Source organism: Streptomyces sp. NPDC096040 (assembly GCF_040303265.1).
Taxonomy (GTDB): Bacteria; Actinomycetota; Actinomycetes; order Streptomycetales; family Streptomycetaceae; genus Streptomyces.
In genome coordinates this window covers 51152-72405 of the sequence record NZ_JBEOTA010000007.1, presented here as the reverse complement: position 1 = coordinate 72405, position 21254 = coordinate 51152, and the positions used below count along the sequence as shown (strand labels likewise).

Sequence of the window (21254 nt, the reverse complement as noted above, 5' to 3'; positions counted from 1 at the left end):
GCGCGGGGCACGGTGGTGTCCCGGGGCTGCTGGTGACCGGTCGCTACCGGCTGGCCGAGAGTGTCGGGCAGGGGGGAATGGGGCGGGTGTGGCGGGCCGTCGACGAGACGCTCGACCGGCAGGTCGCCGTCAAGGAGATGCGGATCGACGGCCTCGACGCCGAGGACACCCGCACCCGCCGCGAACGCACCCTGCGCGAGGCCAGGGCCACCGCCAGGATCGACCACCCCAACGTCGTACGGGTCTACGACGTCGTCGACGAGGGCGAACGCCTGTGGATCGTGATGGAGCTGGTCAACGGCCGCTCGCTGGAGTGGATCATGGCCGAGGAGGGAGCGCTGAGCCCGCGCGCGGCCGCCCGGATCGGCCTCGGCCTGGTCGCGGCGCTGCGCCAGGTGCACGCCGGGGGAGTGCTGCACCGCGACATCAAACCCGGGAACGTACTCGTCGAGAACGCCGCCGGCCGGGTAGTCCTCACCGACTTCGGCATCGCGGCGATCCAGGACGCCAAGGCGCTCACCATGGTCGGCATGCTCGTCGGCTCCCCCGACTACATGGCACCCGAGCGGATCTCCGGCCGCCCGCAGGGCCCGCCGTCCGATGTCTGGTCGCTCGGCGCGACCCTGTGCGCGGCCCTCGGCGGCCGCTCCCCCTTCTCCCGCGACACGACCCTGGCTACCCTGCACGCCGTCCTCTACGAGGAGCCCGAACTCCCCGCGGCGGCGGGCCCGTTGCACGACCTGCTGGCAGCGCTGCTGGCGAAGGAACCGACGGCGCGGCCGGCCCTGGCGGAGATGGAAGAGACGCTGCGACCGGTGGCGTACCCGGCACAGACACCGACGGAGACGTATCCGGCGCCGGCTGCCGAACGTCCTACCCCGACGTACGTGGACCTGACGAAGCTGCGACTCCCGGCACCGGAGGACGAACGCCCGGAGACGCCGGCACCTCCGCCGGTGAGTGCGTCGACGGAGGCGGCGACGGAACGCTCCGAGGTCCGCTCGGAGACTCCGTCCGGCAACTCCGTCAGTCCCACAGTTTCGGGCCGCCCCAACCCCCCGAGGGGCGCGGGGCTGCATCCGTCAGCGGCTCCGCCGCGGAGCGCGACCAGCCACCACGCACCCGCAGTGACCCTTCGACACAAGCCCCCCGTCCGCACGACCCTCCTCGCCGCACTCGGAATCGCGGCCGTGGTCACCGCCATCGCCATCCTCCTCACCACCACAACAGGCGGCGGCGACAGCGACACAGCAGCCGGCACCTCCCCAACCCCCTCAGCCTCGATCTCCCCCTCGGCCACCGTCGCGGGCACCGCCCGCCCCCGCAGCCTCCCGCCCGGCGCCCACGAGGAGGCCGGCGGATTCGCGTGGGTGACCCCGAAGGGCTGGCGCAGGGACGTGAAGACCGGCGCCGAGGTGCACTACACCTCCCCCGACGGCAGCCAGGAGCTCGTCGCCAAGTCCGCCCTGGCCCGCGGCGACCTCATGGACAGCTGGAGCGCCTCCGAACGCGGCGCCCACCAGGGCCGGGACTACACCAAGATCCGGCTGGTCGAGACGACGTTCCGCGGCTACCCGGCGGTGATCTGGGAGTACACCTTCACCATCGAGGGCGTCCGCTGGCACGCACGGCTGCTGGGCTTCGACGCCGACGGGAAGTCGTACCAGATCAACACCTGGTACCAGCCGGCGATCGAAACCCAGGCCGTGAAGACGTACGAACGGGTCAAGGAGGGCTTCACCCTCTTGTGAGCGTCAGCCGACGGACACCTTGTCGGCGGGCTCGCCGGTCTCCGCGGCGGTCGCCGCCACCCGGCCTCCCGTGACCTTCTGCTTCACCACGGCGACGGCGATCACCACCGCCGCGACGAGCAGCGACAGCAGCACGGTCGTACGACCGCTGCTCTCGCCCTCCGTGTCGGTCAGCATGTAGCCCAGGACGAACACGATCAGACCGGCCGTCGCCCAGGTCAGGTACGGGTACAGCCACATCTTCACGACGAGCTTCTCCGGCGCCTCGGCCTGGATGATCTTCCGCATGCGCAGCTGCGAGAAGCAGATGACCAGCCAGACGAACAGGGCGACCGCGCCCGAGGAGTTGACGAGGAAGAGGAAGACGGAGTCCGGGAACCGGTAGTTGAAGAAGACGGCGACGAACCCGAAGACGACGGAGGCGACGATCGCGGCCATCGGCACACCGCGGGAGGTGGTCCGGGCGAACACCTTCGGCGCGTCGCCGCGCTGCCCGAGCGAGAACGCCATCCGGGAGGCCGTGTACAGACCGGAGTTGAGACAGGACAGCACCGAGGTCAGCACGATGAAGTTCATGATCTGACCGGCGTGCGCGATACCGAGGGAGTCGAGGGCGGCGACGTACGAGCCCTTCTCCTTGATCGACGGGTCGTTCCACGGCAGCAGCGCGACGACGATGAGGATCGAGCCGAGGTAGAAGACGCCGATCCGCCAGATGATGCTGTTGGTCGACTTGGTGACCGCTCGCTGCGGGTTCTCGGACTCACCGGCGGCCAGGGTGGCGATCTCGCTGCCCATGAAGGAGAAGACGACCAGCAGCACACCGGTGAGGATCGCGCCGGGGCCATGAGGCAGGAAGCCGCCGTGGTCGGTGAGGTTGGCGAAGCTCGCCTTGTCGGCGTGCACGCCGGGCAGTACACCGAAGACGGCCAGCAGGCCGACGACGATGAACGCGCCGATCGCGACGACCTTGATCCCGGCGAACCAGAACTCGAACTCGCCGTACGAGCCGACCGAGACCAGGTTGGTGGCGGTGAGCACCACCATCACGATGAGCGCCCAGCCCCACTGGGGCACGGCCGGTATCCAGCCCTCCAGGATCTTGGCACCCGCGGTGGCCTCCACCGCCAGCACCACGACCCAGAAGAACCAGTACAGCCAGCCGATGGAGAACCCGGCCCAGCGGCCGAGGGCGCGGTCCGCGTGCGCGGAGAACGAACCGGACGTCGGATTGGCGGCGGACATCTCGCCGAGCATCCGCATCACGAGGACGACGAGGGTGCCGACGAGGGCGTACGACAGCAGGATGCCGGGCCCTGCGGTGGCGATACCTGAACTGGAACCGACGAAGAGACCGGCGCCGATGACACCGCCGATGGCGATCATCGACAGATGACGGTTCTTGAGTCCTGCGTGCAGACCGTTGCCGGGATCGCCGGCCGAGGACGGGGCAGTCGTGGTCGGCTGCGAAGTCATGGGGGAATTCCTTTGCGCCGTTGAGCGGGGTCCCCGTACGAGCGGCGTACGAGTTGGTCCAGTGAAACGGAGGCGGGCGAATTCCTGAACCTTTGAATCCAGATCGTTACTTGAGGTTTTCCTGAGGTTCTGTAGTGTTGCTCACACTTTCCGGGTGTGGCCCCGGGACTGCCGTGCGTTAACGGGCATGTCACACTCGTCCCATGCGCGTGTATCTCGGCTCCGACCATGCGGGCTTCGAACTCAAGAACCACCTCGTCGAGTGGCTGAAGGAAGCGGGTCACGACCCCGTCGACTGCGGCCCCCACATCTACGACGCCCAGGACGACTACCCGCCTTTCTGCCTCCGCGCGGCCGAGCGGACGGCGGCGGACCCCGAGTCCCTCGGCATCGTGATCGGCGGCTCCGGCAACGGTGAGCAGATCGCCGCGAACAAGGTGAAGGGCGTGCGTGCGGCGCTGGCCTGGAGCGAGGAGACCGCGTCGCTGGGCCGGCAGCACAACAACGCGAACGTCGTCGCGGTGGGGGCGCGGATGCACACGCAGGAAGAGGCGACGAAGTTCGTCGAGACATTCCTGAACACGCCGTTCTCGCAGGGCGAGCGCCACATCCGCCGCATCGAGATGCTGACGGCGTACGAGACGACGGGCGACCTCCCGCCCATCCCGGCGCACCACCCCCAGCCGTAGCCTCTGTCCACCCACCCACCCGGCCGCGGGCGTCCTGTCGGGCCGGGCGGTGGCCGTCCCGCTGCGGGCCGGTGGGGGCTGGTCGCGCCCACGCGGCGGAGCCGCACCTTGATACAGCCCCGCTCCCCTTACGGGGCGCTGACCGCGGCGTGCCTGACCGGGGGCACCCTCGGCCCTTACGGCGTCCTGCCCCGGCCTTCAGTGGGGCTCTGGCCGGCGACTGCGCCCTTCTCCATCAGCTCGGGATCTTCTGCCCCTCGACGTTCGCCTCTCCACTGAGCGAGTCGGGTGGGTGAGTGGGAAAGGAATTGGCCTCGTGCCAGAAGGGCACACCATTCACCGGCTTGCGGTGGACTACCGTCGGCTCAGCGGACCTGTGCGGGTCAGCAGCCCGCAGGGCAAGTTCTCCGACGCCGCCCAGTTGATCGACGGCGCCCCCCTCGCCCGTACCGAAGCCCACGGCAAGCACCTCTTCCTCGGCTTCCGGGACAGCGACTGGGTGCACATCCATCTCGGCCTCTTCGGCAAGGTCACCTTCGGAGACGCCCCCGCACCCCCGGCCACCGACACCGTCCGGCTCCGCCTCGCCGACGCCACCTCGTACGTGGACCTGCGCGGCCCCACCACCTGCGCCCTGATCACCGACGCGGAGAAGAACGCCATACACGCCCGGCTCGGGCCGGATCCGCTCCGTGACGACGCGGACCCGAGCCTCGCGTACCGGAAGATCTCCCGCAGTCGTACGACCGTCGCCGCGCTTCTGATGGACCAGAAGGTCATCGCGGGGGTCGGCAACGTCTACCGGGCCGAGGTGCTGTTCCGGCACGGGATCGATCCCTACCGCGCCGGCAGGGATATCACCCCCGCCGAGTGGGATGCCGTGTGGGCCGATCTCGTCGAGCTCATGCACGAAGGCGTCCGGAACAACCGGATCGACACCGTCCGGCCCGAGCACACCCCGGAGGCGATGGGACGCCCGCCACGCGTCGACGACCACGGCGGCGAGGTGTACGTCTACCGCCGGGCCACCCTGCCCTGCCACATCTGCGGCACCGAGATCCGCACCGCCGACCTCGCCGCCCGCAACCTCTTCTGGTGCCCCCGCTGCCAGAACCGCTGAGCGCTTCTGGTGCCCCTGCTGCCAGAACCGCTGAGCGGGCGCACTAGAAACCGTGCGGCAGCCACGGCAGTACCGCTGAGCCGAACGCCGTCGAAGCCTCCGCCAGTACCCCCGGCCGCAGCTCCCGCACCCGGCCGGCGCGCGCCAGCGACAGCAGGGAGACACCGCCGAGGTACGCCGCCCCCAGCTCCCGTACGGACAGGGCGAGCTCGGCCGTGTCCGTCGTACGCTCGCAGGACGCACCCTTGGCGTCCCCGCTCAGCCGCCAACGCCCCGTGTTCCAGGGGCAGAAGGCGTCGTCCACCTCCAGCACCACGTCCACCGGCGCCTGATAGGTCCGCGCCGCGAGCGCCTTACCGACGTCGACGAGACGGACGTACCCCATGTCCCGCACCCGCGTCCTACAGCGCCGGATGTCGGAGACCAGGTACTGCCAGGCGTCGTCGACCGGCCGCCCCCGTACTGCCAGCGTCGACATCAGGTCGATGCCGAACAGGAACCGCCACAGCGCGGCGTCGCTCGCCGGGTCCAGCGCGGCCAGGGCGTCCAGCGTGACCGTGCCGTCGTGCCCGCTCGGCCCCCAGCCCAGCTTCGTGCGGAACCGGGCGTACCCGGTGATCCTCCCGCCCCGCTCGGCGACCACGCACTGCAGCGCCGACGCCCCGTCCCGCTCGCTCTCCGGGTCCAGCAGCCCCGCCCGCTCCCAGCCGGGCTGCCGGGCCAGCATCCCGGGCCGCAGCGGCACCAGCTCCGCGTACACCGCCTCGCACGCGTCGAGCACATCGGCCGGCCCCGCGTACCGCAGCCGTACGTCGTCGGTGCCGGCCGGCACCGCCAGAGTCACCCGGCTCGTGTCGATCTCGGCGTGCAGCTGGTAGATCGCGGCGTCGTACCCGAAGCGGCCGTAGATCGCCGGCTCGGAGGCGGTCAGCGCGGCCAGGGGCTCGCCCCGCTCCCGTACGTCGTCCAGCTGGCGGCGCATCATCGAGGTCAGCACCCCGCGCCGCCGGTGGGTCGCGGACACGCTCACCATGGTGACGCCCGCGGCGGGCACCACGGCGCCGCCCGGCACGGTCATCCGGAAGCTGAACGCCCCTCCCGTCCCGACGAGTTCGGCCCCGTCCCAGACGGCCAGCGAACGCTCGAACTCCGTGAGGGAGCGGTCCAGTTCGCGCTCCTCTGCCGGTGTCGGCCCGGCACCGAAGGCCCGCACCAGGTGGTCCCACCACCCGTCGAACTCCTCGGGACGCAGCACCTTAACTTCGGTCGTACGGTCGGTCGCCATACGCCATGCCTAGCAGGGTCATTGCAGGGCGAGCCAGCGAATTTCTCCCGGACGGCGACGCGGGGGCGTCCGGTGAAGTTCACTGTGAAGTCGCACCCGAAGGCGAACCTCGGACGGGGGACAAGTGGGACCTCCCGTGCCAAGCAGCTGGTCCGATGGATAGGGTCCCGAACTGATGGCAGTAGACCGAGAGCGGCGCGGAAAAGCCGAGACGTTCACGGCCCGGTGGAAGATGCAGTGGCACCGGGCCCGCGTCGGCCTGCGCAGAAGCGCCGTGGACTACTTCCGCGGCGACGGCTCCGACTGGATCGCGCTCGCCGGACTCCTGCTGACCGTCCCGGTCCTGGCGGCCATGACCCTCGCCAACTCGGTGTGGTTCTCCCCGGCCTCCCTGGTCCTGCCGATCATCGCGGGCGGCCTGCTGCTGCGCCCGGCGAGCCTGCTCGGCCTGTACGCGGCGGCGGCCACGGCACTGATCGTGGAGTCGGTACGCCTCGGCCCCTACACCGAGGGCCCGTCGCGGGTCACCCCGGGAGTGGTCCTGGTCGTGGCGGCCTGCGGCTTCTTCGGTCTCCTCACCGCCCAGTTCCGCAGCCGGGTCGGCGTGCCCTGGCGGCGCGGCGGCACCATGCTCTTCGACCTGCGCGAACGCATCCGGGTGCAGAGCAAGCTGCCGAAGCTGCCGCTGGGCTGGCACCGTGAGATGGCCCTGCGGCCGGCCGGCGGCCAGTCCTTCTCCGGCGACTTCGTGGTCGCGGCCCGTACGAACAACGGCCGCACGATGGAGGTCGTCCTCACGGACGTCTCCGGCAAGGGCATGGACGCGGCGTCCCGCGCGCTGCTGCTGTCCGGGGCGTTCGGCGGCCTCCTGGGCTCACTGCCACCGCACGCCTTCCTCACCGCGGCCAACGGCTACCTCCTGCGCCAGGACTGGGACGAGGGCTTCGCCACCTCGATCCACCTGGTCCTCGACCTGGACTCCGGCGACTACGAGCTGTACTCCGCGGGCCACCCGCCGGGCCTCCAGCTCAGCGCCGGCAGCGGCCGCTGGGAGGAGAAGGCGGCGGAGGGCCCTCTCCTGGGCGTGTACGACGGCGCGCAGTTCGACTCGGTCAAGGGCTCCCTGCGCCCGGGCGACGTCCTGATGCTCTTCACGGACGGCCTGGTGGAGACGTCGGACCGCGACATCGTGGAGGGCATCGACCGCCTCACGGGAGAGGCCGACCGCTATGTCGTCGGCGGCTTCCACGGCGCGGCCTGGCACCTGATCGAGGCGGTGGCGAAGGACGTGAACGACGACCGGGCCCTGCTGCTGATCTGCCGCGAGGCGGCGCGCTGACGCGGGGGACCGCGGCCGACGTTCGCCTGCGGGTGGGTCGGGGCTGATCACGCCCACGTGGCGGAGCCGCACATCGATACAGCCCCGCGCCCCCACGGGGGGCGCTTACCCAGAGGCATCTTCACAGACGCGGGCGTATGGGATGCCCACTCGCCTGCGGCCGGTGTGGGGGCTGATCACGCCCGTGGCGGAGCCGCACATTGATACAGCCACGCAGCCGCGGGCAGTCGTGCCGCTGGGGCGGCACGGGTGGGCGCGGCGGCACCCTGCCAACGCCGGTAAGTGAGACCCCGCGCGCCCGCCACGGCATACTCGCACCGTGACCCGGACCCCTCTCTCCCTTCCCGAAGTCGAGGAGCTCGCCCGAGCAGCTCACGCGGCGCAGACCGACAAGGCCGGCCGCCCCTACGCCGAGCACCTCGCCGCCGTCGCCGAAGGCGTCCGTGTCCGCGGCGGTGACCCGGAGCAGATCGCCGCCGCCTGGCTGCACGACTCCGTCGAGGACCACGCCCTCACGGCGGACTGGCTCGCCGCGGCCCCGCTCAGCGCCCGCACCAGGGCCATCGTCCTCGCTGTCACCAAACGCCCCGGCGAGCCTCCGGAGGCGTACGCCCGGCGCATCCTCGACACCCCGGGCGCACTCCTGGTCAAACAGGCCGACCTCGCGCACAACGCCGACCCCCGCCGTCTCGCCGTACTGGACGAGGACACCCGGAACCGGCTGACCGAGAAGTACGCCCGGATGCGCGCCCTCCTCGGTCTGCCCGCGTCAGCGGAATCCGCGTAGGCGGAATCACGCGTTGGCCATCTCCCGGCTCTGCCGCCCCCGCTCCCGCGCCAGTTCCGCCGCGTCCTGCCGGAACGCCCAGGCCATCCTCGGCTCCATGGCGAACCGGAACACCCGCTGGACGGGCCGGGAGCACAGCAGCGTGACAGCGGCGCCGGCGAGCGCGGTGACGAGGATCTCGCCGAGCGGACCGTGCAGCCACCTCGGGTCGAACCAGCCCGCGTGGTCGCCGTACTTCACGACGAAACCGTGCAGCAGATAGCCGTACAGCGTGCCCGCGCCCAGTGTCGTGAACCACATCCGCCGGCCCGGCACCCAGGAGAGGAAGCAGGCCGTCAGCACCATCGAGCAGCCGAACATCGCGAGCACCATCACCGGCCCGCACCACCACGGCGCACCCAGCTCCTGCGCGGAGTCCCGGTGGTAGAACCACGCGGTGTTCATCCGCGGCACCGACCACCAGGCGAACGCCAGCGCGACCGCGAACACCGGCACCGCGGCGACCCGCACCGACCTCCGGCGTACCAGCCGGAAGTGCTCGGGCCGCAGGCACAGGCCGAGCACGAAGTACGGCAGGAACTGCAGGACCCGCTGGAGGTCCAGGTCGTCCCCGATGGTGGGGGACACGGACGCCAGCATCGCGATGCCGAAGGCGACGGGCAGCGGGTGGCGGACGGTCCTCCAGATCGGCGTGGTCAGCCGCCAGACGAACAGCGCGCACAGGAACCAGGTCAGGTACCAGGGGTCGAGCAGACTGATGTCCTGGCCGGGGGAGTCGTCGACGTACCGCTGGAACAGTGAATAGGCGGTCTCGAACAGGACGTACGGCACGACGACACCGGTGACCAGCCGCTTCAGCCGGTCCGGGCGCATGTCGAAGTTCCGGGAGAAGTAGCCGGAGATGATGATGAACGCCGGCATGTGGAAGGCGTACACGACGGAGTACGCCGCCTCCAGGACACGGCTGTCGCCCTTCAGCGGCTCCCATGAGTGACCCATCGCCACGAGCACGATCGCCAGGTACTTGGCGTTGTCGAGGAACGCGTCGCGGGGTCTGTCCACCGGCGGGCGGGCCGGGGGACGCGGTGTGGGGTTCTGGCCGGGGGACGTGGCGGCGTCAGACATCTGAGGCACCCTAGCGTCGCCTGTGGGATTTCGTAAAACCGCCGATGGGAATCCTCTATATCCGCCGTGTTCGCCCGTGAACCGCCCGTGCATTTACCGCTGTCGACTCCTGTACCCATGCGGTTTCATGCGGCACTTATGCCTGCGATGTCCCTATTCATCCTGACTAATTGGTGCATAACGGCGGTGTGTGATCGGGCGTTGCGGTGTCTGTGTCAACAATTCGAATTGGCTGCACGTGAGTTGTGTGGACACCGAATCCATGTCCGCCAATTACCCTGGATCCACGGCCGGGTGGACCCTCGAATTACTGTGCGGGCGGTGGCCGGTGGGAGGCGCGTTGTCGACGTTGTGTCACGGGCCGCATAGTGCGGCCCGGTTGGTGGCACGATGGTTCTGGCGGGGGTGCGGGGTCGTACCCCCGGGCCGGGAGAGCGGAACCGACCGAGGGCGTGATCAGTTGTGGCCATTTCACTGTCTGTGGTGCTGCTGTTGGCGATCATCCTGGTAGTGATGATGAGAGGGGGGAACATCAAGGCCGGTCCCGCGATCGTCGCCGTCCTCTTCGGCTTCTTCCTCGCGTCGACCGGGATGGCCCCGTCCATCCAGCGTTTCCTCGACTCGATAGCGCAGACCATCAACTCGATCAACTTCTGACAGCCGGCTTCCGAGGGCGTGGCGAGGGCCACGCCCGGACCGCACCACGGAGGACAGCGACGTACATTCCGTACGCCCTGTACGGCATCCGCCCCGGCCGCTCCGGCCGTACGACCGGGTGTGCCCGGCCAGTGAGAGGTGGCCCGGCCCCCGGACCCCCGATACGCCGAAGGCCCAGGGGGAGATCGGAATCTCTCACCCTGGGCCTTCGCCACGCGGAGCGGGCGACGGGAATCGAACCCGCGTAGCCAGTTTGGAAGACTGGGGCTCTACCATTGAGCTACGCCCGCACAACACGCGCCGCAAGTCCGTGACCGCGGCACAGAAGGCATCGTAGCGGGTCGTCCGCCGCGTAGGCCAACGTGTTGGTCTGCGGGGAGTCGGTCCGACGCGGGTGAACAAAGCGGCCGACGCGGGCGGCCCGGGCATGTACCCTACGTGTCGCACCGAAACGGGGTGTGGCGCAGTTTGGTAGCGCGTCCGCTTTGGGAGCGGAAGGCCGTGGGTTCAAATCCCGCCACCCCGACCACTGGATGACGGCGTCCGTCTTGATCGCCTTTTGGGGCGCTGAGCGGCTGCGGTTACTATGCAAGCTGCGCGCCCGCGTGTCCCGGCCCCCGTCACGGCGGCCTACGAACTCCTCCGGGCGGCGAAACTCCGCCGGGCCCCTCTGGCACCGGCAGAACCCAAGCAGTCAGCCACAAGGAGACCGAACCGTGAAGAGCGCCGTGGAGACCCTGAACCCGACTCGGGTTCGGCTCACTGTCGAGGTGCCCTTCGAGGAGCTCAAGGACAGCCTCGACGCGGCGTACAAGAAGATCAACCAGCAGGTCACGGTGAAGGGCTTCCGTAAGGGCAAGATCCCGGCCCGCGTCATCGACCAGCGGTTCGGCCGCGGTGCGGTGCTGGAGGAGGCTGTCAACGAGGCGCTTCCGAAGTTCTACACCGAGGCGGTCAACGAGGCCGAGCTCAGCCCGCTGGGCCAGCCCGACGTCGACATCACGGAGCTGAAGGACGGCGAGACGCTGAACTTCACCGCCGAGGTCGACATCCGTCCCTCCCTGGAGATCCCGGACTACTCCGGTATCGAGGTCGAGGTCGACGCCGTCGAGGTGACGGACGAGGACATCGAGAAGTCCGTGGAGCAGCTCCGAGAGCGCTTCGCGTCCACCTCCCCGGTCGAGCGTGCCGCCGAGGAGGGTGACGTCGTCACCATCGACCTGGAGGCCAAGGTCGACGGCGAGGTGCTGGAGGACGGCATCGCCAACGGCGTCTCCTACACGATCGGCTCCGGCGAGCTCCTCGAGGGCATCGACGACGCCGTGAAGGGCCTGGAGGCCGGTGGCGAGGCCACCTTCACCTCCGAGCTCAAGGGCGGCTCCGCGGCCGGCCGCGAGGCCGAGGTCACCGTCAAGGTCACCCAGGTCGCCGCGCGTGAACTCCCCGAGCTGGACGACGAGTTCGCGCAGCTCGCCTCCGAGTTCGACACCCTGGACGAGCTGAAGGCCGACAGCCGCAAGCGCCTGGCCGACATGAAGACGTACGACCAGGCCACGCAGGCCCAGGAGCGCGTCCTGGAGAAGCTCCTCGAGCTCGTCGAGGTGCCCGTCCCCGAGAAGCTGCTCGAGGACGAGATCAACACCCGCAAGCACAACCTGGAGCACCACCAGCTCGGCCAGATGGGCCTCGACCTCGAGAAGTACCTCGAGATCCAGGGCAAGACCGCCGAGGAGTTCGAGACCGAGACCCGTGAGGCCGCGGTCAAGGGCATCAAGACCCAGTTCGTCCTCGACGAGCTCGTCAAGGTCGAGAAGCTGAACGTCAACCAGGAGGAGCTCACCGAGCACCTCATGCGGCGTGCGGCGTCCTCCGGCATGTCCCCCGACCAGTTCGCCCAGGCCGTCGTCGAGGGCGGCCAGGTTCCGCTCCTGGTCGGCGAGGTCGCCCGCGGCAAGGCCCTGGCCGTCGTGGTCGAGGCCGCCACGGTGAAGGACACCAACGGCGAGCTCGTCGACCTGGACGACGAGGAGGACGAGACGGAGACGGCCGAGACCGCGGAGGCCTCCGCCGAGGCCGCCGACGAGGAGAAGACCGAGGGCTGAGCCCACGGCGCCTCCACCGACGCACGAGAGGGGCCCCTGGGCACTGTCCCGGGGGCCCTTTGTCACAGAGCCAGGGGTCAGCGCCCCTGAAGGGGCGCGGGGAACTGCGCGACAAGCCACGACGGTGCCGCACCCGCCCACGTACCGCCACAACCACGGCGCGTAGCCATCGGCCCACCGCCGCAGGCGCTACGCCCCCGGCGAACAGCCCTCTTACCGGGATTCCCCGAAGGGACCATCGCGTTAGGGTCCATGAGTACGAGGGCAGCCAAGCCCCCGGCTACGGAAACGCGAGACGGCCCGGCGCCGTCGTAAGACGAGCAGGTGGATACGTGACGAATCTGATGCCCTCCGCCGCCGGCGAGCCTTCCATCGGTGGTGGCCTCGGCGACCAGGTATACAACCGGCTGCTCGGCGAGCGGATCATCTTCCTGGGTCAGCAGGTCGACGACGACATCGCCAACAAGATCACCGCGCAGCTGCTGCTGCTGGCGGCCGACCCCGCCAAGGACATCTACCTTTACATCAACAGCCCCGGTGGCTCGGTGACGGCCGGCATGGCGATCTACGACACCATGCAGTACATCCCGAACGACGTGGTGACCATCGCGATGGGCATGGCGGCCTCGATGGGCCAGTTCCTGCTCACCGGCGGTGCCGCCGGCAAGCGCTTCGCGCTGCCCCACGCCGACATCATGATGCACCAGGGCTCCGCGGGCCTCGGCGGTACCGTCTCGGACATCAAGATCCAGGCCGAGTACCTGCTGCGTACCAAGAAGCGCATGTCCGAGCTGACCGCGCAGCACTCCGGCCAGACCGTCGAGGCGATCGTCCGCGACGGCGACCGTGACCGCTGGTTCACCCCGGAAGAGGCCAAGGAGTACGGTCTCATTGACGAGATCATCACGCATGCCTCCGGTGTTCCGGGAGGCGGCGGCACCGGCGCCTGACCCCAGGCCCGGCCACGCCACGCTCCGCCGAGACTCCAGCCCCCGAACGCCACCAGGACGGTGAACACCCTCATGAGCAACATTCCCGGCGCCGCTGACGCCCGCTACGACGGGCCCCGGCCCGACGCCCGCTACGTCATCCCGCGCTTCGTCGAGCGCACCTCCCAGGGCATCCGCGAGTACGACCCGTACGCGAAGCTCTTCGAGGAGCGCGTGATCTTCCTCGGCGTCCAGATCGACGACGCCTCCGCCAACGACGTCATGGCGCAGCTGCTGTGCCTGGAGTCGATGGACCCCGACCGGGACATCTCGATCTACATCAACAGCCCGGGCGGCGACATGACCGCCCTCACGGCGATCTACGACACGATGCAGTTCGTGAAGCCCGACATCCAGACGGTCTGCATGGGCCAGGCGGCCTCCGCCGCGGCCATCCTGCTGGCCGCCGGCACGCCCGGCAAGCGCATGGCGCTGCCGAACTCCCGTGTGCTGATCCACCAGCCGGCCGGTTCCACCGGCCGTGGCCAGCTCTCCGACCTGGAGATCATCGCCAAGGAGTTCACGCGGATGCGTGACCAGCTGGAGACCATGCTGGCCAAGCACTCCAACCGGCCGATCGAGCAGGTCCGCGAGGACATCGAGCGCGACAAGATCCTCACGGCCGAGGAGGCGCTGGAGTACGGCATCGTGGACCAGATCATCTCCACCCGGAAGATGAACAACGCCGAGGTCCGCTGACAGAGGATGTAGTCTCTGCCGCCCTTGGCCCGGTTTGACCGCGCGCCAGGCAAGGTGCACGTCAAAGTGAACCGTGCCAAGGGGGGCCCGTACGGGGGGCCCGGCAAGGTACCGTCGACATAAGGCAGCACCAGGAGCCGCTGGATTCGGAAGAATCCAGACGTCTCCCAGGCGAAGGGGAAGCACACCGTGGCACGCATCGGTGACGGCGGCGATCTGCTCAAGTGCTCGTTCTGCGGCAAGAGCCAGAAGCAGGTCAAGAAGCTCATCGCAGGGCCCGGTGTATACATCTGCGACGAGTGCATCGACCTCTGCAACGAGATCATCGAGGAGGAACTCGCCGAGACGAGCGAGGTGCGCTGGGAGGAACTCCCGAAGCCCCGCGAGATCTACGAGTTCCTGGAGGGCTACGTGGTCGGCCAGGAGGCCGCCAAGAAGGCCCTCTCGGTCGCGGTGTACAACCACTACAAGCGGGTCCAGGCCGGTGAGAACGGCGGCGGCCAAAGCCGCGAGGACGCGATCGAGTTGGCGAAGTCCAACATCCTGCTGCTGGGCCCCACGGGCTCCGGCAAGACGCTCCTGGCGCAGACCCTGGCCCGCATGCTGAACGTCCCGTTCGCGATCGCCGACGCGACCGCGCTGACGGAGGCGGGCTATGTGGGCGAGGACGTCGAGAACATCCTCCTCAAACTGATCCAGGCGGCCGACTACGACGTCAAGAAGGCCGAGACCGGGATCATCTACATCGACGAGATCGACAAGGTCGCGCGGAAGAGTGAAAATCCGTCGATCACCCGGGACGTCAGCGGCGAGGGCGTGCAGCAGGCCCTGCTGAAGATCCTGGAGGGCACGACCGCGTCGGTCCCGCCGCAGGGCGGCCGCAAACACCCGCACCAGGAGTTCATCCAGATCGACACGACGAACGTGCTGTTCATCGTGGGCGGGGCGTTCGCCGGCCTGGAGAAGATCATCGAGTCCCGGGCGGGTGCCAAGGGCATCGGCTTCGGCGCGACCATCCGCTCCAAGCGCGAGCTGCAGTCCAAGGACCAGTTCGAGGACGTCATGCCCGAGGACCTGGTGAAGTTCGGCATGATCCCCGAGTTCATCGGCCGGCTGCCCGTGATCACCTCGGTCCACAACCTGGACCGCGAGGCTCTCCTCCAGATCCTGATCGAGCCGCGCAACGCGCTGGTGAAGCAGTACCAGCGCCTCTTCGAACTCGACGGCGTGGAGCTGGACTTCGAGCGCGAGGCCCTGGAGGCCATCGCCGACCAGGCCATCCTCCGCCAGACCGGCGCCCGCGGCCTGCGCGCCATCATGGAAGAGGTCCTGATGTCCGTGATGTACGAGGTGCCGTCCCGCAAGGACGTGGCCCGCGTCGTCATCACGGCCGACGTCGTCCACTCCAACGTCAACCCGACCCTGATCCCGCGCGACGTGCGCGGCCGGGGCGCGGGGGAGCAGAAGTCGGCGTAACCCGTCAACACCGAAGCGCCGGGCTCCTCCTCGGAGGAGCCCGGCGCTTCGGTGTTCACACGCTCACCTGTCCGACCGGCCTACTTGGCGACGCGCACCTCCGCGCGGACATCGGCGGCGATCTTCGCCGACTCGTCGACGCTGTACGTCTTCACACCGGCCGTCGGCTCCACCATGCCGATCGTGCTGTAGTCCGCCCAGATGCACAGGTACGCCGTCTGGTTCTTGCCGGTGAGCTGGCTCTTGCCCTGCGCCTGCTGGCACTTCATCACCGCGCCGTCGAGTCCGTCGGGGGACACCGACTGCGCGTCGCCGACCAGTTTGACGCTGTCGTCGCCGGAGGTGCCCGCCTTCTTCATCTGCACGAAGGTGGCGTCCAGCGCGGCCTGCGGGTCCTTCACGGAGCCGTAGACCCCGAACAGGGTGATGTTCTCGGCGGTCTGCGCCTTCGCCATATCCGCCGGGTCGGTGGCGTCGAGGGACTCCAGATCGACGGTCGAGTAGATCGCGGTGACCGAAGTGGCGTCGGTGACACCGGACTTGGCGAAGTCCTCGGCGTCGCTCGAACTCGCCTTCTCCTCGCTGGGGTCGCCCACCCGCTTGTACTTGGCGGACAGCAGCGAGGCCGGCGCGGTGAGCTTGTGCGGCCGGTCGTCCTTGAGTCCGCCGCTTCCGCTCGCGGCGAGCCCGAAGTACGCGCCCACCGCCACGGCGGCCACCACGGCCACCGCGCCGATGATCACACCCGTCTTCTTCCGGTCGCCGCCCGGAGCCGGCGGCTGCGGAACGCCGTAGGGCTGCCGGCCGTACGGAGGCTGCCCGTAGGGCGGCTGCTGCTGGCCGTACGGGTTCTGCGGCGGGACTGGGGGGACACCCTGCGGCGGGTAGCCGTAGCCCGGCTGCGGGGGCTGTGGCGGGGGCTGCTGGGGGTAGCCGTAGCCGGGCTGGGAGCCGTAGCCGGGCTGGGGCGCCTGCGGCGGCGGGCCGTACGGACCCGGCTGCTGTCCGTACGGGCCGGGCTGCGGCGGCGGCCCACCGTACGGGCCCGGCTGGTGGTAGCTCATCTCTGGGTTCCCCTCCAGATGCTTATGCGATCCTGACATCCTGGCTCAGCCACCGGTGACTCATGGCACAAGGGTGCTCACCGTTACAGAACAAACGCGTTTCGGGACTGCCCCGTGACACCTCTAAACTGAGCCCCGTGACCGAGAACGCTCAGCAGCAGCCACCAGCGCCCAGCACCGAACTGCCGACCCAGTACGCGCCGGCCGACGTAGAGGGGACGCTGTACGAGCGCTGGGTAGAGCGCGGTTACTTCGCGGCCGACGCCAAGAGCGACAAGCCCGCGTACACCATCGTCATCCCGCCGCCGAACGTCACCGGCTCCCTGCACCTGGGCCACGCCTTCCAGCACACGCTGATGGACGCGCTGACCCGCCGCAAGCGCATGCAGGGCTATGAGTCGCTGTGGCTGCCCGGCATGGACCACGCCGGTATCGCCACCCAGAACAAGGTCGAGCAGCAGCTCGCCGAGGAGGGCAAGTCACGTCAGGACCTCGGCCGGGAGGCGTTCGTCGAGCGCGTCTGGCAGTGGAAGGAAGAGTACGGCGGCAAGATCCTCGGCCAGATGCGCCGGCTCGGCGACGGCGTCGACTGGGACCGTGAACGCTTCACCATGGACGAGGGCCTGTCCAAGGCCGTCCAGACCATCTTCAAGAAGCTCTACGACGACGAGCTGATCTACCGCGCCGAGCGCATCATCAACTGGTGCCCCCGCTGTCTGACGGCCATCTCGGACATCGAGGTGGAGTACCAGGAGGACGACGGCGAGCTGATCTCCATCAAGTACGGCGAGGGGGATGAGACGCTGGTCGTCGCCACCACGCGTGCGGAGACGATGCTCGGCGACACCGCCGTCGCCGTCCACCCGGACGACGAGCGGTACCAGCACCTGGTCGGCAAGCGCATCAAGCTCCCGCTGACCGACCGTACGATCCCCGTCGTCGCGGACACGCATGTCGACCCGGAGTTCGGCACGGGTGCCGTCAAGGTCACCCCGGCCCACGACCCGAACGACTTCGCGATCGGCCAGCGCCACGGCCTGGAGTCCATCACCGTGATGGACGAGCGCGCGGTCATCACGGTCCACGGTCCCTTCGGGGGACTGGACCGTTTCGAGGCGCGTTCCGCGATCGTCGCGGCGCTGCGCTCCCAGGGCCGGATCGTCGCCGAGAAGCGGCCGTACGTCCACAGCGTCGGCCACTGCTCGCGCTGCAAGACCACCATCGAGCCGCGGCTGTCCATGCAGTGGTGGGTCAAGGTCGGCCCGCTGGCGAAGGCGGCCGGCGACGCGGTCCGCGACGGGCGGGTCAAGATCCACCCGGAGGACATGTCGAAGCGGTACTTCGACTGGGTCGACAACATGCACGACTGGTGCATCTCGCGGCAGCTGTGGTGGGGCCACCGCATCCCGGTCTGGTACGGCCCCGAGGGCGAGGTCGTCTGTGTCGGCCCCGACGACGAGGCCCCCACCGGTGAGGGCTGGAAGCAGGACAGCGACGTCCTGGACACCTGGTTCTCCTCGGGCCTGTGGCCGTTCTCCACGCTCGGCTGGCCCGAACAGACCGCGGACCTGCGGAAGTTCTACCCGACCGACGTCCTGCTCACCGGCCACGACATCATCTTCTTCTGGGTCGCCCGGATGATGATGTTCGGTCTCTACGCGATGGACGGCGAGGTCCCCTTCCGCACCATCGCCCTCACCGGTCTGGTCCGTGACGAGCGCGGCAAGAAGATGTCGAAGTCCTTCGGCAACGTCGTCGACCCGCTGGACTGGATGGACAAGTACGGCTCCGACGCCGTCCGCTTCACCCTGGCCCGCGGCGCCAACCCCGGCACCGACGTCCCGATCGGCGAGGAATGGGTCCAGGCCTCCCGCAACTTCGCCAACAAGATCTGGAACGCGACCCGCTTCGCGCTGATGAACGGCGCCACCGTCGAGGGCCCGCTCCCGGATGCCTCCGAGATGTCGGCGACGGACCGCTGGATCCTCTCCCGCCTGCACAAGACGGTCGCCGAAGTCGACGCGTTCTACGACGACTTCCAGTTCGCGAAGCTGTCCGACTCCCTCTACCACTTCGCGTGGGACGAGGTCTTCGACTGGTACGTCGAGCTGTCGAAGACGACGTTCCAGGCGGGCGGCCGGGGCGCCGAGGTCTCCCAGCGCGTCCTGGGCGAGGTCCTCGACGTCACCCTGAAGCTGCTCCACCCCGTGGTCCCGTTCGTCACGGACACCCTGTGGACCACGCTGACGGGCGGCGAGTCGGTGGTCATCGCACAGTGGCCGGAGGACTCGGGCTTCCGTGACGAGGCGGCGGAGAAGGAGATCGAGAGCCTCCAGTCCGTCATCACCGAGGTCCGCCGCTTCCGCGCCGACCAGGGCCTGCAGCCCGGCCAGCGGGTCCCGGCCCGTCTCACCCTCGACGGCACGGCGCTCGCCCCGCACGAGGCGGCCATCCGCCAGCTGCTGCGCCTCCAGCCGGAGGGCGACGCCTTCGCGGCCACGGCCACCCTGCCGGTCGCCGGTGCCACGGTCGCCCTCGACCTCTCCGGCACGATCGACGTGGCGGCGGAGCGCAAGCGTCTGGCCAAGGATCTCGCGGCGGCCGAGAAGGAGAAGGCCCAGGCGACGGCCAAGCTGGGCAACGAGGCGTTCCTGGCGAAGGCCCCGGACAACGTGGTCGACAAGATCCGCGGCCGCCTGGCGAAGGCGGACGAGGACATCGCCCGCATCCAGGCCCAGCTGGACCGCCTTCCGCAGGCGTAACCCGAGCGTCCCCGCAGGCGTCCGGCAGCCCGTTCCCGGGTCGCCGGACGCCTGCGGCGTTCTCCCCGTCACCAAGCGCGGGCCCGTCACCGCCCTACAATCCAAAAGTAGGGCCATGACTTTAATGTCCCGTTCTGGTGCCTTGTGGCGGAGGGAACGTCCGCATGCTGCGCAGGGGCCGAACGAAGACACCTCCGCACAGGGGACTGGTCCCCCTGACGGCCGTCGCGGGCGGCCTTCTCGCCGTGCTCATGGGCCTCGTCCTCCTGATGCTGCTGGGGGCGATCCAGGACGCCCGCGGCTCCCTGCTGTCGGCCCGCAGCGGCAGGCCGGCCCTGGACCAGGTCGGCGTGGTCGAGGAGACCCTCCTCGACGCCTCCCAGCCCTCCTGGCCCGCCGGGCGTGTGCCGGGCTCCGTAGACTGGTGCCGTGAGTGATCTGCCCCCGCGCGACCCCAATGAGAGCTTCGACGAGATCATCGAGGCCGAGACGGAACGCGACCCCGATCTCGCGGTGATCGAGGCCGGCAGCCGGACCCTGCGAACCCAGGGCGGCCCGGCGCAGGCCGACGTCCCGGGCCGCCCCGAGGACCCCGAGGTCGACCGGGCCCTGCGCGAGGTCGAGGCGGAGCTGGCCACCCGCTGGGGCGAGACCAAGCTGGAGCCGTCGGTCACCCGGATCGCCGCCCTCATGGACGTGCTGGGCGAGCCCCAGCGGTCGTACCCCTCCATCCACATCACCGGCACCAACGGCAAGACCTCCACCGCCCGCATGGTCGAGGCCCTGCTCGGCGCCTTCGACCTGCGCACCGGCCGCTACACCAGCCCCCACGTGCAGTCGATCACCGAGCGGATCAGCCTCGACGGCGCCCCGATCGGTGCCGAGCGGTTCATCGAGACGTACCAGGACATCAAGCCGTACGTCGAGATGGTCGACTCCCAACAGGAGTACCGGCTCTCCTTCTTCGAGGTGCTCACCGGCATGGCGTACGCGGCCTTCGCGGACGCCCCGGTCGACGTGGCCGTCGTCGAGGTCGGCATGGGCGGCTCCTGGGACGCCACCAACGTGATCGACGGGGACGTCGCCGTCGTCACCCCCATCGACCTCGACCACACCGACCGGCTCGGCGGGACCACCGCCGAGATCGCCGGCGAGAAGGCCGGGATCATCAAGCAGGACGCGACCGTGATCCTCGCCCAGCAGCCGGTGGACGCGGCCCAGGTGCTGCTGAAGAAGGCCGTCGAGGTGGACGCCACGGTGGCCCGCGAGGGCCTGGAGTTCGGTGTGGTCGCCCGCCAGGTGGCCGTCGGCGGCCAGCTGCTCACCCTGCGCGGCCTCGGCGGCGAGTACGACCAGGTCTACCTCCCCCTGCACGGCCCCTACCAGGCCCACAACGCGGCCGTCGCGCTGGCGGCCGTGGAGGCGTTCTTCGGCGTCGGCTCCCAGCGCCCCGAGCCGCTCGCCATCGACACGGTCCGCAAGGCGTTCGCCGCGGTCACCTCGCCGGGCCGGCTCGAGGTCGTACGGCGCTCTCCCACCGTCGTCCTGGACGCCGCGCACAACCCGGCCGGCGCCCGCGCCACCGCCGAGGCCGTCGGCGAGGCCTTCGACTTCAGCCGGCTGATCGGCGTGGTCGGGGCCAGCGGCGACAAGAACGTCCGGGGCCTCCTGGAGGCCTTCGAGCCGATCTTCGCCGAGGTCGTGATCACCCAGAACTCCAGCCACCGAGCGATGGACTCGGACGAGTTGGCCGCGGTCGCCGTCGAGGTGTTCGGCGAGGACCGTGTCCAGGTCGAGCCGCGGCTGCCCGACGCCCTGGAGGCCGCGATCACGCTGGCCGAGGAGGAGGGCGAGTTCGCGGGCGCCGGTGTGCTGATCACCGGTTCCGTCATCACGGTCGGCGAGGCCCGGCTGCTCCTCGGGAGGGTCTGAC

At 69.6% G+C, this 21254-nt stretch carries 17 protein-coding genes and 2 tRNA genes; 14 read left to right on the top strand and 5 right to left on the bottom strand.

The features are described 5' to 3' along the window. Nucleotides 1–32 precede the first annotated feature (32 nt). Nucleotides 33–1751, top strand: coding sequence for a serine/threonine-protein kinase (locus ABTY98_RS10920; protein ID WP_352220558.1), 1719 nt, complete (start codon nt 33–35; stop codon nt 1749–1751). Between the two features lie 3 nt (nt 1752–1754). Here the strand turns inward: ABTY98_RS10920 and ABTY98_RS10915 are convergent, their stop codons facing one another. Then, entirely contained in the window at nt 1755–3227 is a 1473-nt protein-coding gene (locus tag ABTY98_RS10915; protein ID WP_352220557.1) for an amino acid permease, read from the bottom strand. Nucleotides 3228–3430: 203 nt separating this feature from the next. Here ABTY98_RS10915 and ABTY98_RS10910 point away from each other — a divergent pair, with 203 nt between their 5' ends. Continuing rightward, nucleotides 3431–3916 (top strand): ribose-5-phosphate isomerase, encoded by a 486-nt coding sequence (locus ABTY98_RS10910; protein ID WP_352220556.1) that lies wholly within the window; start codon nt 3431–3433, stop codon nt 3914–3916. 316 nt (nt 3917–4232) lie between these two features. After that, complete coding sequence (locus tag ABTY98_RS10905) at nt 4233–5036, top strand: Fpg/Nei family DNA glycosylase (protein ID WP_352220555.1); 804 nt, start codon at nt 4233–4235, stop codon at nt 5034–5036. A 43-nt stretch (nt 5037–5079) separates the two neighbouring features. On the opposite strand, the gene ABTY98_RS10900 is transcribed toward ABTY98_RS10905, so the two are convergent. Further along, entirely contained in the window at nt 5080–6321 is a 1242-nt protein-coding gene (locus tag ABTY98_RS10900) for a GNAT family N-acetyltransferase (protein WP_352220554.1), read from the bottom strand. A gap of 175 nt (nt 6322–6496) precedes the next feature. On the opposite strand from ABTY98_RS10900, the gene ABTY98_RS10895 reads away from it, so the two are divergent. Further along, the gene (locus ABTY98_RS10895; RefSeq protein WP_352220553.1) at nt 6497–7660 is read left to right on the top strand and encodes a SpoIIE family protein phosphatase; all 1164 of its coding nucleotides are present in this window, start codon (nt 6497–6499) and stop codon (nt 7658–7660) included. Between the two features lie 319 nt (nt 7661–7979). Continuing rightward, a complete protein-coding gene (locus ABTY98_RS10890; protein ID WP_352220552.1) occupies nt 7980–8447 on the top strand; it encodes an HD domain-containing protein in 468 nt (155 codons plus the stop codon). Nucleotides 8448–8453: 6 nt separating this feature from the next. Here the strand turns inward: ABTY98_RS10890 and ABTY98_RS10885 are convergent, their stop codons facing one another. Continuing rightward, nucleotides 8454–9572: an acyltransferase family protein gene (locus ABTY98_RS10885; protein WP_352220551.1), complete on the bottom strand. Its 1119-nt coding sequence runs from the start codon at nt 9570–9572 to the stop codon at nt 8454–8456. A 462-nt stretch (nt 9573–10034) separates the two neighbouring features. Between ABTY98_RS10885 and ABTY98_RS10880 the strand changes: the two genes are divergently transcribed. Beyond that, on the top strand, nt 10035–10229 hold the full coding sequence (locus tag ABTY98_RS10880; RefSeq protein ID WP_352220550.1) for a hypothetical protein: 195 nt from the start codon (nt 10035–10037) through the stop codon (nt 10227–10229). Between the two features lie 219 nt (nt 10230–10448). Here the strand turns inward: ABTY98_RS10880 and ABTY98_RS10875 are convergent. Beyond that, a tRNA-Gly gene (locus tag ABTY98_RS10875) sits at nt 10449–10519 on the bottom strand. A 162-nt stretch (nt 10520–10681) separates the two neighbouring features. On the opposite strand from ABTY98_RS10875, the gene ABTY98_RS10870 reads away from it, so the two are divergent. The 5 genes from ABTY98_RS10870 (at nt 10682) to clpX (ending at nt 15495) form a co-directional block, all read left to right on the top strand. Further along, a tRNA-Pro gene (locus ABTY98_RS10870) sits at nt 10682–10758 on the top strand. A 187-nt stretch (nt 10759–10945) separates the two neighbouring features. After that, complete coding sequence (tig, locus tag ABTY98_RS10865; RefSeq protein WP_352220549.1) at nt 10946–12331, top strand: trigger factor; 1386 nt, start codon at nt 10946–10948, stop codon at nt 12329–12331. Nucleotides 12332–12675: 344 nt separating this feature from the next. Continuing rightward, nucleotides 12676–13281 (top strand): ATP-dependent Clp protease proteolytic subunit, encoded by a 606-nt coding sequence (locus tag ABTY98_RS10860; protein ID WP_352220772.1) that lies wholly within the window; start codon nt 12676–12678, stop codon nt 13279–13281. A gap of 72 nt (nt 13282–13353) precedes the next feature. Then, on the top strand, nt 13354–14019 hold the full coding sequence (locus ABTY98_RS10855; protein ID WP_352220548.1) for an ATP-dependent Clp protease proteolytic subunit: 666 nt from the start codon (nt 13354–13356) through the stop codon (nt 14017–14019). A gap of 189 nt (nt 14020–14208) precedes the next feature. Continuing rightward, complete coding sequence (gene clpX / locus ABTY98_RS10850) at nt 14209–15495, top strand: ATP-dependent Clp protease ATP-binding subunit ClpX (protein WP_352220547.1); 1287 nt, start codon at nt 14209–14211, stop codon at nt 15493–15495. A gap of 80 nt (nt 15496–15575) precedes the next feature. On the opposite strand, the gene ABTY98_RS10845 is transcribed toward clpX, so the two are convergent. Next, on the bottom strand, nt 15576–16559 hold the full coding sequence (locus ABTY98_RS10845; RefSeq protein ID WP_352220546.1) for a hypothetical protein: 984 nt from the start codon (nt 16557–16559) through the stop codon (nt 15576–15578). Nucleotides 16560–16696: 137 nt separating this feature from the next. Between ABTY98_RS10845 and ABTY98_RS10840 the strand changes: the two genes are divergently transcribed. From ABTY98_RS10840 to folC, 3 genes are all read left to right on the top strand, one after another. Continuing rightward, nucleotides 16697–19321, top strand: coding sequence for a valine--tRNA ligase (locus tag ABTY98_RS10840; RefSeq protein ID WP_352220545.1), 2625 nt, complete (start codon nt 16697–16699; stop codon nt 19319–19321). 164 nt (nt 19322–19485) lie between these two features. Then, nucleotides 19486–19758: a hypothetical protein gene (locus ABTY98_RS10835; protein ID WP_352220544.1), complete on the top strand. Its 273-nt coding sequence runs from the start codon at nt 19486–19488 to the stop codon at nt 19756–19758. Next, a complete protein-coding gene (gene folC / locus ABTY98_RS10830) occupies nt 19751–21253 on the top strand; it encodes a bifunctional tetrahydrofolate synthase/dihydrofolate synthase (RefSeq protein ID WP_352220543.1) in 1503 nt (500 codons plus the stop codon). The genes ABTY98_RS10835 and folC overlap by 8 nt, the downstream gene beginning before the upstream one ends. The last annotated feature ends 1 nt before the right edge of the window (nt 21254 follow it).